This is a genomic window from Pseudomonas sp. OTU5201 (assembly GCF_038440135.1).
Taxonomy (GTDB): domain Bacteria; phylum Pseudomonadota; class Gammaproteobacteria; order Pseudomonadales; family Pseudomonadaceae; genus Metapseudomonas; species Metapseudomonas resinovorans.
Genome location: NZ_JASATC010000003.1, coordinates 126,085 through 142,433, shown reverse-complemented (window position 1 = coordinate 142,433; position 16,349 = coordinate 126,085). Strand labels below are relative to the sequence as shown.

Sequence of the window (16,349 nt, the reverse complement as noted above, 5' to 3'; positions counted from 1 at the left end):
ACTACTCTTCCAGACTGAGAAGCGTGACCGAGGAGCTTGCATGTCCGCCTTTGCCTCACCCGCCCAGGACCGTTGGCTGGACCTCAACGACCTGATGCGCGAATTGGTGGCCCAGGGCCGCCTGAGCCAGGACCAGGCCGAGCACTGCCTGGCTATTCGCCGCAGCGCGGTGAACAACCAGCAGCACCCCCTGGAGTTTCTCGCCGCGCAGCAGGTGGACGACCTCAAGCGCCCCGGCAAGAAGCTCGACCTGGAGACCCTCAGTCACTGGCTGGCCGAGCACGCCGGCCAGCCCTACCTGCGCATCGACCCGCTGAAGATCGACGTCGCCGCCATCACCCCGCTGATGTCCTACGCCTTCGCCCAGCGCCACAAGATCCTCGCTGTGGCCGTCAACAGCGAAGCGGTGACCATCGCCAGCGCGCAGCCCTTCGTACAGAGCTGGGAAAGCAACCTCACCCATGTGCTCAAGCGCCCGATCAAGCGGGTAGTAGCCAACCCGATCGACATCCAGAAATTCACCCTGGAGTTCTACCGCCTGGCCAAATCGGTCAGCGGCGCCAGCACGGTGGACCAGAAGACCAGCGGCGTCGGCAACTTCGAGCAGCTATTGAAGATCGGCGCCAGCGACCAGGAGCCGGACGCCAACGACGCGCACATCGTCAACATCGTCGACTGGCTGTTCCAGTACGCCTACCAGCAACGCGCCAGCGACATCCACATCGAGCCGCGCCGCGAACAGGGCACAGTGCGTTTCCGCATCGACGGCGTGCTGCATACCGTCTATCAGTTCCCGCCTCAGGTCACCATGGCCGTCGTCAGCCGCCTGAAGAGTCTCGGGCGGATGAACGTGGCGGAGAAGCGCAAGCCCCAGGACGGTCGGGTCAAGACCAAGACCCCGGACGGCGGCGAAGTGGAGCTGCGCCTGTCTACCCTGCCCACCGCTTTCGGCGAAAAGATGGTGATGCGGATCTTCGACCCAGAAGTGCTGCTGAAGAGCTTCGACCAGCTCGGATTCTCTCAGGACGACCTGCGCCGCTGGCAGAGCATGACCAACCAGCCCAACGGCATCATCCTGGTCACCGGCCCCACCGGCTCGGGCAAGACCACAACGCTCTACACCACGCTCAAGCAACTGGCCACCAGCGAGGTGAACGTCTGCACCATCGAAGACCCCATCGAGATGATCGAGGGCGCCTTCAACCAAATGCAGGTGCAGCACAACATCGACCTGACCTTCGCCAGTGGTGTGCGTGCACTGATGCGGCAGGACCCGGACATCATCATGGTCGGCGAAATCCGCGACCTGGAAACCGCCGAAATGGCCATCCAGGCCGCCCTCACCGGTCACCTGGTGCTATCCACCCTGCACACCAACGACGCACCCAGCGCCATCACTCGCCTGCTGGAGCTGGGCGTGCCCTACTACCTGCTGCGCGCCACCCTGCTCGGGGTCATGGCCCAACGCCTGGTGCGCACACTCTGCCCGCATTGCAAGGCCCCGATGGAGCTCGCCGAGGACGACTGGAACAACCTGACCAAACCCTGGAGCGCACCGCTGCCCACCGGCGCCCATCGCGCTGTTGGATGCCTGGAATGCCGCGATACCGGCTACCGTGGCCGCGCCGGGGTATACGAAATCATGCTGCTGTCCGATGCCGTCAAGCCGATGATCACGGCCGACACCGACCTGATCGCCCTGCGCCGTGCCGCCTTCAAGGAAGGCATGCGCAGCCTACGCCTGTCTGGCGCGCAAAAGGTCGCCTCAGGCCTGACGACCATCGAAGAAGTGCTGCGGGTCACGCCACAAAGCGAGCAGAAATGAAATCCTTGTCGGCTTGGGGCGGAGGGGCCCCGACCAACAAGAATCACAGCCAGCAAACGGAGCTTTCCCCATGGAAATCGGCAGTGTCGTCATCCTCTTCGTCGTCCTTGCGATCGCGATCGTGTTTATGGGTTTCAAGGTCGTGCCACAAGGCTTCGAGTGGACCGTGGAGCGCTTCGGCCGCTACACCAATACCCTGAAACCGGGCCTCAACATCATCGTGCCAGTGATGGACCGCATCGGCCGCAAGCTCAGCGTGATGGAAAGCGTGCTGGACATCCCGCCGCAGGAAGCCATCAGCGCCGACAACGCCATCGTCACCATCGACGCCGTGTGCTTCTTCCAGGTGGTCAACGCCGCCCAGGCTGCCTACGAGGTCAACGACCTGGAGCACGCCATCCGCAACCTGGTGATGACCAACATCCGCACCGTGCTCGGCTCCATGGAGCTGGATGCCATGCTCAGCCAGCGCGACTCGATCAACGAGCGCCTACTGCGCACCGTGGATGAAGCCACCGCGCCCTGGGGCATCAAGGTCACCCGCATCGAGATCAAGGACATCACCCCGCCGGCGGACCTGGTGGAAGCCATGGCCAGCCAGATGAAGGCCGAGCGCCTCAAGCGCGCGCAGATCCTCGAAGCCGAGGGTCGTCGCCAGGCCGAAATCCTCACCGCCGAAGGCGAGAAGCAGGCACAGATTCTCAAGGCCGAAGGCCAGCGCGCTGCCGCCTTCCTTGAGGCCGAGGCCCGTGAACGGGGTGCCCAGGCCGAAGCCGAAGCGACGCGCATGGTGTCCGACGCCATTGCCCAGGGCAGCGTGCAGGCGGTGAACTACTTCGTCGCACAGAAGTACGTCGAGGCCCTGGGCAACCTGGCCAGTGCCAACAACAGCAAAGTGGTGCTGATGCCGTTGGAAGCCAGCCAGGTGATCGGCGCCGTGGGCGGTATCGGCGAGATCGTCCGCGCCACCTTCGACAGCAAGAAGGGCTGAACCGATGTGGAACTACCTCCAGCACCTGACCTACTGGGACTGGCTGGCCCTGGGCACCCTGCTCCTGATCCTCGAAGTCTTCGGCGCCGGCGGCTACCTGCTGTGGGTAGGCGTGGCTGCGGCCAGCGTCGGCGTGCTCACCTTCATCGTCCCGGAGCTGCACTGGGCCATCCAGTTTCTGCTCTTCGGCGTGCTCTCGATCTTCACCGCGGTGTACTGGTGGCAGCGCCAGCGCAGCGCCGCCAAACCCTCCGCGCAGCCCGGCCTGAACCAGCGCGGACAGGAGTTCATTGGCCGCGAGTTCGCCCTGCATGAAGCCATCAGCGGTGGACGGGGCAAGATCCGCGCCGGCGACTCCGTCTGGCTGGTGGTCGGCCCTGACCTGCCGGCCGGCAGCCAGGTCCGGGTCATCGGCCAGGACGGCGTACTGCTCAAGGTTGAGCCGGCGTGACGTCCAGCGGGCAGACCACCTGCTTAGGTTTGGGTGAGGTAAGCATCCACGGGCGCATCATCAGACAGCCTTGACGGCCTCCGGGGCATTCACGGAACCTGCACACCACCGTGAAGCACGCTTGCCAGTACAGCGGACGTCTGCATGTCGAAGCACCACCCGATTCCCCCGCGCCGGCCTGTCCGGCGCCCCGTCTACCCGGTCCTCGCGGGCCTGCTGCTATTGATCGGCCTGGCTGTCTGGTTGTTCGTCAAAGGGGGAAGCGACGCCCTGCCGGGCAAGGCGCCGTCCCAGGCCAGCGACCAGCCGGCCAGCATGGTCGACGAAGCGCAATGCGCCAGCTGCCACACCCAGCAGGCCCGTGACTGGCACGCCAGCCACCATCGACTGGCGATGCAGGCAGCGAACGACGCCAACGTACAAGGCGACTTCAACGAGTCGACCTTCCAGAGCGATCAGGAAACCACCCGTTTCTTCCGCAAGGACGGTGGCTTCTGGGTCAGTACCCCCGGCGCAGATGGCAAGCCGGCGGATTTCCGCGTCGCCTATACCTTCGGCGTTGCGCCGCTGCAGCAGTACCTGGTCGACGCCCCCGGCGGTCGCCTGCAAGCGCTGGACGTGGCTTGGGACGTGGAGCAGCGCACCTGGTTCAAGCTGCAGCCGGGTCAGGGCGTGGAGGCGAGGAATCCGCAGCACTGGAGCCGTTCGCAGCAGAACGCCAACGTCCTCTGCGTGGAATGTCACACCACTGGCTACCAGCGCAATTACGACCCGGCCAGCGACCGCTACGCCAGCCACTGGAACAGCCTCGGCGTTGGCTGCCAGGCCTGCCACGGCCCGGCTTCCCGGCACCTCGACTGGGCGACGAAGAAGCTCAAGGCGGCCAACGCCGGATTCGATCTCGACCTGACGCGGGCGGACCGGATCAAGTCGGTGGAAACCTGCGCCCGCTGCCATTCCCGTCGCGTGCCCCTGGATGACGGCTATCACCACGACAAGCGCTTGATGGACGACTATCTGCCCAGCGCGCTGACCCGCGAACTCTTCGAGCTGGACGGCAAGATCAAGGACGAAGTGCACGAATACGCTGCCTTCGCCCAGAGCCGGATGTTCGCCAAAGGATTGCGTTGCAGCACCTGCCATGATCCCCACAGCACAGCCCTCAAGGTGCCGGGCAACGGCCTCTGCCTGCAATGCCACAACCCGTCGGGCAAGGCCGGGATCGAGGGCATCGACGGCAAGGGCCTGAAGGCGAAAAACTACGACAACCCCGAGCATCACCACCACCCCCAGGGCGAGGCCGGTTCGCAGTGCGTGGATTGCCACATGCCGGGCAAGCTGTTCCTGGGCAACGACTACCGCCACGACCACGGCTTCACCCTGCCCAACCCGGCCCGCGCCCTGCGTCTGGGTACCACGGATGCCTGCCTGGGTTGCCACCGCAACCAGCCGGGCGACACGGTCGCCGAGCAGTTCCGCCTCTGGTACGGCGAAGGCAAGGTCAACGCGACGCGCTACGACGAGAGCCTGTGGCTGATCCGCAATGGCCGACCAGGGGCCTCGCGGGCGCTCTACCAGCAACTGGAATCCCGCGACCTGCCGGCCATTCGCCGCGCCACCCTGCTCGCCGAGCTGCCCACCTACCCCAGCGAGCGCGCCCTCAAGGCTGCCGCCCGGGATCTGCCCCATCCGGCGCCACAGGTGCGCGAGGCGGCGGTCAGGGCAGTGGGCGCCCTGGTGCCGCCGGAGCAGCGCCGCAATCTGCTGGCCCCCCTGCTGAATGACCCGGTGCGCGCGGTGCGCATCGCCGCAGCCCGCGAGCTGCTGGGCATGCGCACCACGGGCCTGGGCAATTACGAGAAGAGCTGGAGCAAGGCCATTGCCGAGTACGAAGCGGCACAGCTCAGCCTGCAGGATCGTGCTGAGGCGAATCTGAACCTGGCGCTGCTGTACCAGGCCGACGGCCGCGCCGACCAGGTGGAGTCGCGCCTGCGCACCGCGCTGCAGCGCGACCCGGCCTACCTGCCGGCCCTGGTTGTCCTGGTGCAATGGCTGGACGGCAACTTCCGCTGGGAAGAAGGCCGCGCCCTGCTCGAGCAGGCCATCAGGGAGCATCCGCAATCGGCACTGCTGCAGCACGCCAACGGCCTGTTGCTACTCCGCAAGGGCGATCTGCCCGCCGCCCTCAAAGCCTTCGCCGAGGCGGTTCGGCTGGAGCCGAAAAGCGTCGCGTACGACTACGCCTACGCGGTAGCCCTCCACGACAGCGGCCAGTTGGAAGCCGCCGGCCACCGCCTGGAGGGGCTGCTGGAGCGCGACCCTGCCAACCGCGAGGCACGCCTGGCGCTGATCAATTACTGGCGCGAAGCCGGACAGATCCAGAAAGTCCAGGCGCTGCTGGCGGAACTGGAACAGCAGAACCCCGACGACCCCGCACTGCGTCGGGAATGATCCGGGCTGGCGAGACGCCATGACCGGCTGGCAGCCAGGTTGAACTCCGCTAAAGACGGCCGAATCTGATGGTTCAGGTCCACCTGCAATCGGAGTAACCGCCATGCGCACTCGCCTGTATGCCGCCGCTCTCGCCCTGATCGCCCTGCCCGTGGGGTCGGCCATGGCCGACAGTGATTTCTGGCGCGACGTCATTTCGTCCGGCGCCACCACCGCCTCCACCTACCTGACCTTCAAGGACGATAAGCTGATAGTCGCGGCCCGCGACGACGCCAGCAGCTTCGTCGCCAGCGGCGGCGAGATTCGCGGCCCGTACCTGGAGGCCGCGCTGCAGCGCATCCGCAGCGAGCACCCGGACCTGAAAGCCAGTGACGGTGAGCTGGCGAGCGCGATTGTTGCCGCCGAAGAGTGATCCCCGACGCCGCCGCGCATCGCCCAGCCATGCGCGGCGGGCGTTATCTCCGGACAAAAAAAGAGCCCCGCCATGCAGCGGGGCTCAGGGGTTGCTACCCACACCGGCAGCACATGATGAACACGTCCCACGCTGACGAGCGTCCACTTGGGCAAAGTGCGGGGCACACCTTGACGCCCGTCCCGGGTCAGGTCAACGCCATGGGCGAGACTTCAGAAAAAGCCGACACAGCCCGGGAACTTGCCTACTCGCGATAGTCATCCACCGGCACACAGGCGCAGAACAGGTTGCGGTCGCCGTAGACGTTGTCCACCCGGTTTACCGTCGGCCAGTACTTGTGGGCGCGGGTATGGGCGCTGGGGGTGACGGCTTCCTCGATGCTGTAGGGGCGCTCCCAGTGACCGACCACGTCGGCCAGGGTGTGCGGTGCGCGCTTGAGCGGGTTGTCCTCGGCCGGCCAGTCGCCCGCCTGCACCTTGGCGATCTCGGCCCGGATGCTCAGCATCGCCTCGATGAAGCGGTCCAGCTCGTGTTTGTTTTCGCTCTCGGTGGGCTCGACCATCAACGTGCCCGGCACCGGGAAGCTCATGGTTGGGGCATGGAAGCCGTAGTCCATCAGGCGCTTGGCAACGTCCTCCTCGGAAATGCCGGTTTCCGCCTTGAGCGGTCGCAGGTCAAGGATGCATTCGTGGGCCACCCGGCCATTGCGCCCGCTGTAGAGCACCGGGTAAGCATCGCCGAGCTGCTTGGCCAGGTAGTTGGCGCTGAGGATGGCCACTTCGGTGGCATCGGCCAGTTCCGGCCCCATCATGGCGATGTACATCCAGCTGATCGGCAGGATGCTCGCACTGCCCCAGGGCGCTGCACTGACCGCACCATTCTCCGGATTCGGCCCCTTCAGCTCGATCACCGGGTGGTTGGCGACGAAGGGCGCCAGATGCGCACGCACGCCGATCGGCCCCATGCCCGGCCCGCCACCGCCGTGGGGAATGCAGAAGGTCTTGTGCAGGTTCATGTGGGAAACGTCGGCACCGATATCTGCCGGTCGCGCCAGGCCCACCTGGGCATTGAGGTTGGCGCCATCCATATAGACCTGGCCGCCGTGGCTGTGGATAACCTCGCAGATCTCGCGGATGCCTTCCTCGTATACGCCGTGGGTCGACGGGTAGGTGGCCATCAGGCAGGACAGCTGGCCGCCGGCTTCACCGGCCTTGAGCTTGAGGTCTTCCAGGTCGACGTTGCCGTCCTGGTCGCACTCGACGATCACCACGCGCATGCTCGCCATTTGCGCCGACGCCGGGTTGGTGCCATGGGCGGAAGCCGGGATCAGGCAGATATTGCGGTGCCCCTCGCCGCGGCTCTCGTGGTAACGGCGGATGGCGAGCAGCCCGGCGTACTCACCCTGGGCGCCGGAGTTGGGCTGCATGCAGATGGCATCGAAACCGGTAATCGCGCAAAGCCAGTCTTCCAGCTCGTCGATCATCAGCTTGTAGCCCAGAGCCTGTTCGCGGGGGGCGAAAGGGTGCAGGTTGGCGAACTCCGGCCAGGTGATGGGGATCATCTCGCTGGTGGCATTGAGTTTCATGGTGCAGGAGCCCAGCGGGATCATCGCCTGGTTCAGCGCCAGGTCCTTGTTCTCCAGCTGCTTGAGGTAGCGCAGCATCTCGGTTTCGCTGTGGTGGGCGTTGAATACCGGGTGGCTGAGATAGCCCGTGTTGCGCTGCAGCTCCACCGGAATACCCGGGACCAGCACCGACTCGTCCAGCTCGGCGACGGAAAGGCCGTGGTCGGCGCCGAGGAAGATGCAGAACAGCTGCTCCAGGGTGTCGGCCGTACAGGTCTCGTCGAGACTGACGCCCAGCTTGCCACGGCCGAGGATGCGCAGGTTGATGCGCGCCGCCTTGGCCGATTCGATGATGGCGGTCTGGCTGCCGCCCACATCCAGGGTGAGCGTATCGAAGTAGTACTGGTTGTCGCGCTGGATGCCCCGGCGCGCCAGCCCTTCGGCGAGGATGGTGGTAAGCCGGTGGACCCGCTGGGCGATGCGCTTCAGCCCCTCGGGGCCGTGATAGACGGCGTAGCAACTGGCGATATTGGCCAGCAGTACCTGGGCCGTACAGATGTTGGAGTTGGCCTTCTCACGGCGAATGTGTTGCTCGCGCGTCTGCAGCGCCATGCGCAGCGCGACATTGCCCCGGGCGTCCTTGGAGACGCCGATGATCCGTCCCGGCATGGCCCGCTTGAAGTCGTCGCGGGTGGCAAAGAACGCCGCATGGGGCCCGCCATAGCCCATGGGCACGCCGAAGCGCTGTGCCGAGCCGAATACCACGTCGGCGCCCAGCTCCCCGGGTGGGGTAAGCAGCAGCAGGCTGAGCAGGTCGGCGCCGACGCAGGCAAGCGCTTGCTGGCCGTGCAGGTGTTCGATCAGGGGCCGCAGGTCGCGGATTTCGCCATGGGTGTCCGGGTACTGCAGCAATGCGCCGAAAACCTGGTGTTGCGCCAGGTTATCCACAGGGGCCACCACCAGGTCGAAGCCAAAGGCCTGGGCGCGGGTCTGCACCACCGAGATGGTCTGCGGGTGACAGTCTTCGTCGACGAAGAACAGGTTGCTTTTCGATTTCGCCACGCGCTTGGCCAGGGCCATGGCTTCGGCGGCGGCGGTGGCCTCGTCCAACAAGGACGCGCTGGCGAGATCGAGGCCGGTGAGGTCGATGGTCAGTTGCTGGAAGTTCAGCAACGCCTCCAGCCGCCCCTGGGCGATTTCCGGCTGGTAGGGGGTGTAGGCGGTGTACCAGCCGGGATTTTCCAACACATTGCGCACGATCACGGTGGGCGTGACCGTGCCGTAGTAGCCCATGCCCATCAGGCTGGTCCACAGGTGGTTCTGCTCCGCGTAGCCACGCAACTTGGCCAGGGCCTGCTGTTCATCCAACGCCGGCGGCAGGTCCAGGGGCCGATTCAGGCGAATCGCCGGCGGCACCGTCTGCACGATCAGCTCGTCGCGGCTGGCGAGACCCAGGGCCTCGAGCATGGCCTGCTGTTCCGCCTCGTCCGGGCCCAGGTGGCGGCGGAGGAAGGCGTCGGGCAGTTGGAGCTGGGACAGCGAGGGCATCTGGGACATGGGGCAGAACCTCGTTTGGCCTCTTCAGAAAAACAAAAAGCCTCGACTAGCGAGGCTTTTTGAAGGATAGCGGGAGAATCAGCTATCGGCGTCGGCGGCGGCCTTGTAGGCAGCGGCATCGAGTAGCTTGTCCAACTCGGCCACGTCGCTCGGCTTGAGCTTGAAGAACCAGGAACCGTACGGATCGCTGTTGACGCTTTCGGGGGCGTCGCTGACCGCCTCGTTCACCGCGATCACTTCACCGCCGATCGGCGCATAGATATCGGAGGCAGCCTTCACCGACTCCACCACGCCAGCTTCCTGACCAGCGGCAACGGTCTTGCCGACTTCCGGCAGTTCGACGAAGACCACGTCACCCAGGGCCTCCTGGGCGTGGTCGGAGATACCCACGGTAACGGTGCCATCGGCTTCCAGACGGGCCCACTCGTGGCTGGGGGCGTAACGCAGATCAGCGGGGATGTTGCTCATGTCGAGTTCCTCAGAGACTGTGGCGGATGGCCCGCCTGCAAATTTAGATCAAGGCTTTGCCATTGCGCACGAAGTTCGGCCGCACAACGCGGACCGGGAACCATTTGCCGCGGATTTCCACCTCGGCGCGATCGCCGGTGGCCATCGGCACGCGCGCCATGGCGATGGATTTGTTCAAGGTCGGGGAGAAGCTGCCGCTGGTGATCTCGCCCTCGCCCACGCCTTCCACCCGCACCACCTGATGGGCACGCAGCACGCCGCGCTCCTCCAGTACCAGGCCGACCAGCTTGCTGGCCACACCGGCAGCGCGCTCGGCTTCCAGGGCCTGGCGGCCAATGAAGTCACGGGTTTCGGGCTCCCAGGCAATGGTCCAGGCCATGTTGGACACCAGCGGGGACGCCTCTTCGGTCATGTCCTGGCCGTAGAGATTCATGCCGGCTTCCAGGCGCAGGGTGTCGCGGGCGCCAAGGCCGATGGGAGCGATACCGGCTCCCACCAGCTCGTTGAAGAACCCGGCGGTCTGGTCGGCAGGGAGCATGATCTCCAGACCGTCTTCGCCGGTGTAGCCGGTGCGGGCGATGAACCAGTCACCGTCGGGCAGGCCCTGGAAGGGCTTGAGCTCGTGGATCAGCGCGGCACGTTCGGTGCTCAACAGTTCGGCGACCTTGGCACGGGCACTGGGACCCTGGATGGCGAGTACGGCCAGGTCAGCGCGCTCGGTCAGTTGGACATCGAAACCCTGGCAGCGAGCCTGCATCCAGGCCAGGTCCTTGTCGCGGGTAGCGGCATTGACGACCAGGCGGTAGCCGAATTGGGTGAGGTAGACGATCAAGTCGTCGATCACCCCGCCCTGCTCGTTGAGCATGGCACTGTAGAGGGCCTTGCCGGGCGCCTGCAGGCGCTCGACATCGTTGGCCAGCAGGTGCTGGAGCCAGGCTTTGGCCTGGGCACCGGAGACATCCACCACGGTCATGTGGGAGACGTCGAAGACACCGCAGTCGCGCCGCACCTGGTGGTGCTCTTCGACCTGGGAACCGTAGTGCAGCGGCATGTCCCAGCCGCCGAAATCGACCATCTTGGCTCCCAGCGCCAGGTGCTGGTCGTGCAATGGAGTGCGCTGTCCCATGGGTTTCTCCTTCCGGGCTTGGCGAGGATGCGGCAGGCCCTGGGCGCGGAAAATTCCGCTGCCGCAGCAGGGTAGGCCGCAACGAATGGCGCGCATTGTAGCCGCAAGGTGAGGCACTGGACACTCCAGCCAGCAGGGCGCGAACGGTGTGACCATGGGTCGGAAAATCGGCAAGGGCCCCTGTTCAGGTCTAGCTTGCGGACGCCTTTGCGCCCGTCGTCAGTGGCCGATCCGCCGTGCCGAACGGCGTATCAGGCCGATCACCGGCAGCAGGCCGACCAGCACCAGGGTCAAGGCAGGCAACGCGGCCCGGGCCCACTCGCCTTCGCTGGTCATCTCGAAGATGCGCACAGCCAGGGTGTCCCAGCCGAATGGGCGCATCAGGAGGGTGGCGGGCATCTCCTTGAGCACATCGACGAACACCAGCAGGGCCGCACTGAGGGTGCCGGGCAACAATAGGGGCAGGTAGACCCGGAAGAAGAGCGCCGGGCCGCCGACACCCAGGCTGCGAGAGGCTTCCGGCAGCGACGGGCGGATGCGCGCCAGGCCATTTTCCAGCGGCCCGTAGGCTACCGCCATGAAGCGCACCAGGTAGGCCAGCAACAGCGCGCCGAGACTACCCAGCAGCAGCGGCTTGCCGGCACCACCTAGCCAACCGGACAGCGGGATCACCAGATGGCTGTCGAGGTAGCTGAAGGCCAGCATGATCGACACTGCCAGCACCGAACCCGGCAGTGCATAGCCGAGATTGGCCAGGCCCACCGCAGCACGTACCGGCCGCGTCGGCGCCAGGCGCCGGGCGAAGGCCAGCAGCAGCGCCACACAGACCGTGAGCAGCGCAGCCATGCCGCCGAGGTAGAGGGTGTGCAGGATCAACCCGGCATAACGCTCATCGAGGTCGAAACGTCCACGCTGCCAGAACCAGACCAGCAACTGCAGCATGGGGATGACGAAGGCGCAGGCGAAAACCAGGGCGCACCATGAGGTGGCCGCCAGGGCCTTGATGCCGTGCAGGTGGTAAAGCGCCTTGCCCCTTGGTCGTTCGCTCGCCGGGCGGCTGGCACCACGGGCACGGCGCTCGCCGTAGAGCACCAGGCAGACGCCCAGCAGCAGCAGGCTGGCCAGTTGCGCCGCACTGGAGAGGCTGAAAAAGCCGTACCAGGTCTTGTAGATGGCCGTGGTGAAGGTATCGAAGTTGAACACCGCCACGGCACCGAAATCGGCCAGCGTCTCCATCACCGCCAGGGCCAGGCCAGCACCGATGGCGGGCCGCGCCATGGGCAAGGCAACGCGCCAGAACGCCTGCCAGGGCGACAGCCCGAGCACCCGCGCGGCTTCCATAAGGCCCTTGCCCTGGGCGAGGAAGGCCGCGCGAGCCAACAAGTAGACGTAGGGATAAAAGACCAGCACCAGCACCAGGATCACCCCACCGGTGGAGCGCACGCGCGGCAGCCGCAGGCCACTGCCGAACCACTCTCGGAGCAGGGTCTGTACCGGTCCGGAGAAGTCGAACAGGCCGATGAAGACGAAGGCCAGCACATAGGCCGGGACGGCGAAGGGCAGCATCAGCGCCCAGTCCAGCCAGCGCCGACCGGGGAATTCGCAGAGACTGGTGAGCCAAGCCAGGCTGACGCCGATCACGGTCACCCCCACAGACACACCGGCAACCAGCATCAGGGTGTTGCCCAGCAGGCGCGGCATCTGGGTTTCCCAGAGGTGGGACCAGATTTCCCCATCCACCTCGCCCCAGGACAGCAGCAATACGCTCAGGGGCAGAAGTATCAGGACGGCGACGGCAAAGCTGATGGGATACCAGCGACGCTGGGCGGGATGGGCCACGCAAACCTCTCGGGGATCAAAACAGGACGCCCCGGGCAGGCCGGGGCGTCGAGTATAGCGGCACAGCGCCGGATCAGTTCCAGCCGACGCGGTCCATCATCTTGATGGCTTCGGCCTGGCGCTTGCCGGCCACTTCCACCGGGATGCTGTCGGCTTTGAAACTGCCCCAGGCAGCCACCTCCGCCGACGGCTTGACCTTCGGATTGGCCGGGAATTCCTGGTTGATGCCGGCGAACAGGCCCTGCGCCTCATCGGTGGTCATCCACTCCACCAACGCCTTGGCGGCCTCGGGATGCGGGGCGTGCTTGGTCAGGCCGATGCCGGACAGGTTTACGTGGACACCACGGTCAGCCTGGTTCGGCCAGAAAATCTTCACCCGCAGGTTCGGGTTTTCCTTGTGCAGACGGCCGTAGTAATAGGTGTTGACGATACCGACGTCGCACTGGCCGGCATCCACTGCCTGAATCACCGCGTTGTCGTCGGCGAAGACGTCGGTGGCCAGGTTGTTCACCCAGCCCTTGAGGATTTCCTCGGTCTTGGCCGCGCCATGGGTTTCGATCAGGGTGGCGGTCAGCGACTGGTTGTAGACCTTCTTCGCGGTACGCAGGCAGAGGCGGCCTTCCCAGTTCTTGTCGGCCAGCGCCTCGTAGGTGGACAGCTCTTCCGGCTTCACCCGCTCGGTGGAGTAGACGATGGTCCGTGCGCGCAGCGACAGGCCGGTCCAGGCATGGCTGCCGGAGCGATATTGGGACGGAATGTTGGCGTCGATCACGGGCGAAGTGAAGGACTGCAGGATACCCATCTGCTCGGCTTGCCAGAGGTTGCCGGCGTCGACGGTAAGCAGCAGGTCGGCCACGCCGTTCTCGCCCTCGGCCTTGATCCGCTGCATCAGCGGGGCTTCCTTGTCGGTGATGAACTTGATCTCTACACCGGTCTTGGCGGTGTAGGCATCGAATACCGGCTTGATCAGCTCATCGATCCGCGAGGAATAGACCACCACTTCATCGGCGGCCTGGACCGACGTGGCGGTGGCGGAGAGCGCGAGGAGCGCGAAAAGGGACTTACGTGCCCACATTGCTGGAACCTCTTGATGGCGACAAAGGTTGAATGATAGTCAACCTCAGTTGCAAGCTGAAGGGTGATTTATGTCCGGGTGTGTATCTTTTGCCTGAGGAATCGGAGAAAACCGGGGTGGGAAAGTGCCCACCCCAGGTTCAAGCCCGGGCCAGGTCCGGCAGGTCACCGGACAGGCCAAGGGCCTGGCGGACGAAAAGCGCCTTGGCCTCAGGCATGCCGTCCACCCATTTCAGGCCGCTGTTGCGCAGCCAGCGCAGCGGCAGCGGATTGGCCTGGAACAGCCGCTCGAAGCCTTCCATCGCTGCCATCATCGCCAGGTTGTGGGGCATGCGTCGACGCTCGTAGCGGCCCAGCACGCGCTCATCGGCCAGACGCTCGCCACGACCGTTGGCATGCAGCAGGACTTCCGCCAGCACCGCCGCATCAAGGAAACCGAGGTTGACTCCCTGCCCCGCCAGCGGGTGGATGGTGTGGGCAGCGTCACCGATCAGCACCAGCCCCTCTTCCACATAGCGTTTGGCGTGACGCTGGCGCAGCGGGATGCACAGGCGCGGGTCGGCACCGAGCACCTCACCCAGGCGCCATTCGAAGGCACGGCCGAGTTCGCTGCAGAAACCGGCATCGTCCAGGGCCATCAGGCGCTCGGCCTCGGCGGGGGTCACCGACCAGACGATGGAGCACCAGTGCTCGCCTTCCCGCTCCAACGGCAGGAAAGCCAGCGGGCCGTCGTCGGTGAAGCGCTGCCAGGCCGTGCGCTGGTGCGGCTCGGCACAACGCACGCTGGTGACGATGGCGTGGTGCAGGTAATCCCACTCGCGCGTCGCGCAGCCGGCCAGGCGGCGAACCGCGGAGTTGGCACCATCGGCGGCTACCACTAGCGGGGCGCGCAGTTCGCGGCCATCTACCAGGGCCAGCAGCCAGTCGTCGCCGGAACGGCGCAGGCGCTCCAGGCGCGCACCGGGCATCAGGCCGATACTGCTGTCGTGCAGGGGCTCCATCAAGGCGTCCTGAACCACGCGATTCTCGACGATGTGGCCAAGCACCTCGGCATGCACGCTGGCGGCCGAGAAATGGATCTGCCCGGTGCCGGAGCCATCCCAGACATGCATTTCGGAATAAGGGCTGCTGCGCCGCGCCAGGACACCCGGCCAGGCACCCAGACGCAGGAGGATGCGCTGACTGGCGGCGGACAGCGCACTGACCCGCGGTTCGAAGGCCGAACTCGCGTCGAAGGGTTTGACGCTGAGCGGGCTGCCGTCGATCAGCAGGATGTCCAGGCCGCTGTCTTTCAGCGCCAGGGCCAGGGCACTGCCGACCATGCCGGCGCCCACGATGATCAGATCCGCGCGCAGTTCCATATCAGGCCTTGAGGCTCCCTGTGTGTACGAATGAGGCACGCCCGATCAGTCCGGGCGGGTGCCCAGGCCCATGGCCTGGCGGGCGAACCAGCGCTTGGCCGGCGGTAGCAGATCGAGGCCGAGCAGGCCCAGGTTGCGTCCGGCGGCCAGTAGCGGCTCGGCATTGGAGAAGAGGCGCGTCACCTGGTCGGAGAAGCCCACCGTGAGGTTCTGGTCGAGGCGCTGGCGCTGCAGGTAACCCTGCAGGGTGGCGATATCACCCAGTGGCTGTTCGCTGGTCAGCAGTGCCTCGGCCAGGGCCTGGGCGTCGCGCAGGGACAGGTTGTAACCCTGCCCGGCGATAGGGTGCAGGCTGTGGGCAGCATTGCCCAGTACCACCAGGTTGGAGCGCACTTGTTCCTCAGCTTCCACCAGTTCGAGCGGGTAGAGGTGTCGGGCGCCCACTTGCTGGAAAGCTCCCAAACGATAGCCGAAGGCCTCTTGCAGCTCGTCGAGGAAACGCCGCTCGTCCAGTCGGGCGAGGCGCTCGGCGTCATCCCCCGGACGGCTCCAGATCAGCGCGCAGCGATTTTCCGGCAGCGGCAGCAAGGCCATCGGACCGTCATCGGTGAAGCGCTCGAAGGCCTGGCCGCGGTGGGCTTCCAGCGGGCTGACGTTGGCGATCAACGCCGTTTGTCGGTAGGGAATACGCCGCACTCCGATGCCCAACTGCTCGCGCAGGCCGGAGCGACCACCATCGGCCAGCACCGCAAGGTCACAGTCGAGCTGGGTTTCGTCATTCAGGGTCAGGCGGTAACCACTCTCCAGCGCCTGCATGCCGACCACTTCGGCCGGGCAGTGCCAGGTCACCACCTCCTGGTCCAGGGCCTGCCAGAGGCACTGGCCGAGCCAGGCGTTCTCCACCACGTAGCCCAGGGCCGGCACGCCTTCTTCAAGGGCAGCCAGGCGGGCTGCGCCGAAACGTCCGCGATCGGACACGTGGATTTGCAGGATGGGCTCGGCACGCTGGGCGATGGCCTGCCAGAGTCCGAGGCGCTCATAGACCTGCCGGCTGCCGAAGGACAGCGCAGAGGAACGGGCATCGTAGCTGGGCTGGAAGCTGTTGCCGGGGGCGAAAGGTTCGATCAGGACAATCTTCCAGCCCCGCGCGCGGGCGCCTTCCTGTAGCGCCAGGGCGAGGCTGGCGCCAACCAGACCACCGCCGATGATCGCGACTTGGCAGCGATGCAT

12 protein-coding genes are annotated in these 16,349 nt (G+C 65.8%); 5 read left to right on the top strand and 7 right to left on the bottom strand.

Annotation, left to right across the window (positions count from 1 at the left end):
• Positions 1 to 40 precede the first annotated feature (40 nt).
• The 5 genes from AAHM40_RS03110 to AAHM40_RS03090 all read left to right on the top strand — a co-directional run bounded on the left by AAHM40_RS03110 (position 41) and on the right by AAHM40_RS03090 (position 6,130).
• Positions 41 to 1,825 (top strand): GspE/PulE family protein, encoded by a 1,785-nt coding sequence (locus AAHM40_RS03110; protein ID WP_342243362.1) that lies wholly within the window; start codon positions 41 to 43, stop codon positions 1,823 to 1,825.
• A gap of 70 nt (positions 1,826 to 1,895) precedes the next feature.
• Positions 1,896 to 2,816 (top strand): SPFH domain-containing protein, encoded by a 921-nt coding sequence (locus AAHM40_RS03105; RefSeq protein ID WP_280285338.1) that lies wholly within the window; start codon positions 1,896 to 1,898, stop codon positions 2,814 to 2,816.
• Between the two features lie 4 nt (positions 2,817 to 2,820).
• Complete coding sequence (locus AAHM40_RS03100; RefSeq protein WP_280285337.1) at positions 2,821 to 3,267, top strand: NfeD family protein; 447 nt, start codon at positions 2,821 to 2,823, stop codon at positions 3,265 to 3,267.
• Between the two features lie 144 nt (positions 3,268 to 3,411).
• A complete protein-coding gene (locus AAHM40_RS03095; protein ID WP_342243361.1) occupies positions 3,412 to 5,718 on the top strand; it encodes a tetratricopeptide repeat protein in 2,307 nt (768 codons plus the stop codon).
• 103 nt (positions 5,719 to 5,821) lie between these two features.
• Complete coding sequence (locus tag AAHM40_RS03090; RefSeq protein WP_342243360.1) at positions 5,822 to 6,130, top strand: DUF2388 domain-containing protein; 309 nt, start codon at positions 5,822 to 5,824, stop codon at positions 6,128 to 6,130.
• Between the two features lie 244 nt (positions 6,131 to 6,374).
• Here the strand turns inward: AAHM40_RS03090 and gcvP are convergent, their stop codons facing one another.
• The 7 genes from gcvP to ubiH all read right to left on the bottom strand — a co-directional run bounded on the left by gcvP (position 6,375) and on the right by ubiH (position 16,349).
• A complete protein-coding gene (gcvP, locus tag AAHM40_RS03085; protein WP_342243359.1) occupies positions 6,375 to 9,251 on the bottom strand; it encodes an aminomethyl-transferring glycine dehydrogenase in 2,877 nt (958 codons plus the stop codon).
• A 78-nt stretch (positions 9,252 to 9,329) separates the two neighbouring features.
• Entirely contained in the window at positions 9,330 to 9,719 is a 390-nt protein-coding gene (gcvH, locus tag AAHM40_RS03080; protein WP_137821938.1) for a glycine cleavage system protein GcvH, read from the bottom strand.
• A 43-nt stretch (positions 9,720 to 9,762) separates the two neighbouring features.
• Positions 9,763 to 10,845, bottom strand: coding sequence for a glycine cleavage system aminomethyltransferase GcvT (gcvT, locus tag AAHM40_RS03075; protein WP_342243358.1), 1,083 nt, complete (start codon positions 10,843 to 10,845; stop codon positions 9,763 to 9,765).
• Positions 10,846 to 11,064: 219 nt separating this feature from the next.
• Positions 11,065 to 12,684 carry an ABC transporter permease gene (locus AAHM40_RS03070; protein WP_342243357.1) on the bottom strand — a complete coding sequence of 540 codons (1,620 nt, stop codon included), beginning with the start codon at positions 12,682 to 12,684 and terminating at the stop codon, positions 11,065 to 11,067.
• A 73-nt stretch (positions 12,685 to 12,757) separates the two neighbouring features.
• The gene (locus tag AAHM40_RS03065; protein WP_342243356.1) at positions 12,758 to 13,759 is read right to left on the bottom strand and encodes an extracellular solute-binding protein; all 1,002 of its coding nucleotides are present in this window, start codon (positions 13,757 to 13,759) and stop codon (positions 12,758 to 12,760) included.
• 139 nt (positions 13,760 to 13,898) lie between these two features.
• Entirely contained in the window at positions 13,899 to 15,113 is a 1,215-nt protein-coding gene (locus AAHM40_RS03060) for a 2-octaprenyl-3-methyl-6-methoxy-1,4-benzoquinol hydroxylase (protein WP_342243422.1), read from the bottom strand.
• Positions 15,114 to 15,164: 51 nt separating this feature from the next.
• Positions 15,165 to 16,349: a 2-octaprenyl-6-methoxyphenyl hydroxylase gene (gene ubiH / locus AAHM40_RS03055; protein WP_342243355.1), complete on the bottom strand. Its 1,185-nt coding sequence runs from the start codon at positions 16,347 to 16,349 to the stop codon at positions 15,165 to 15,167.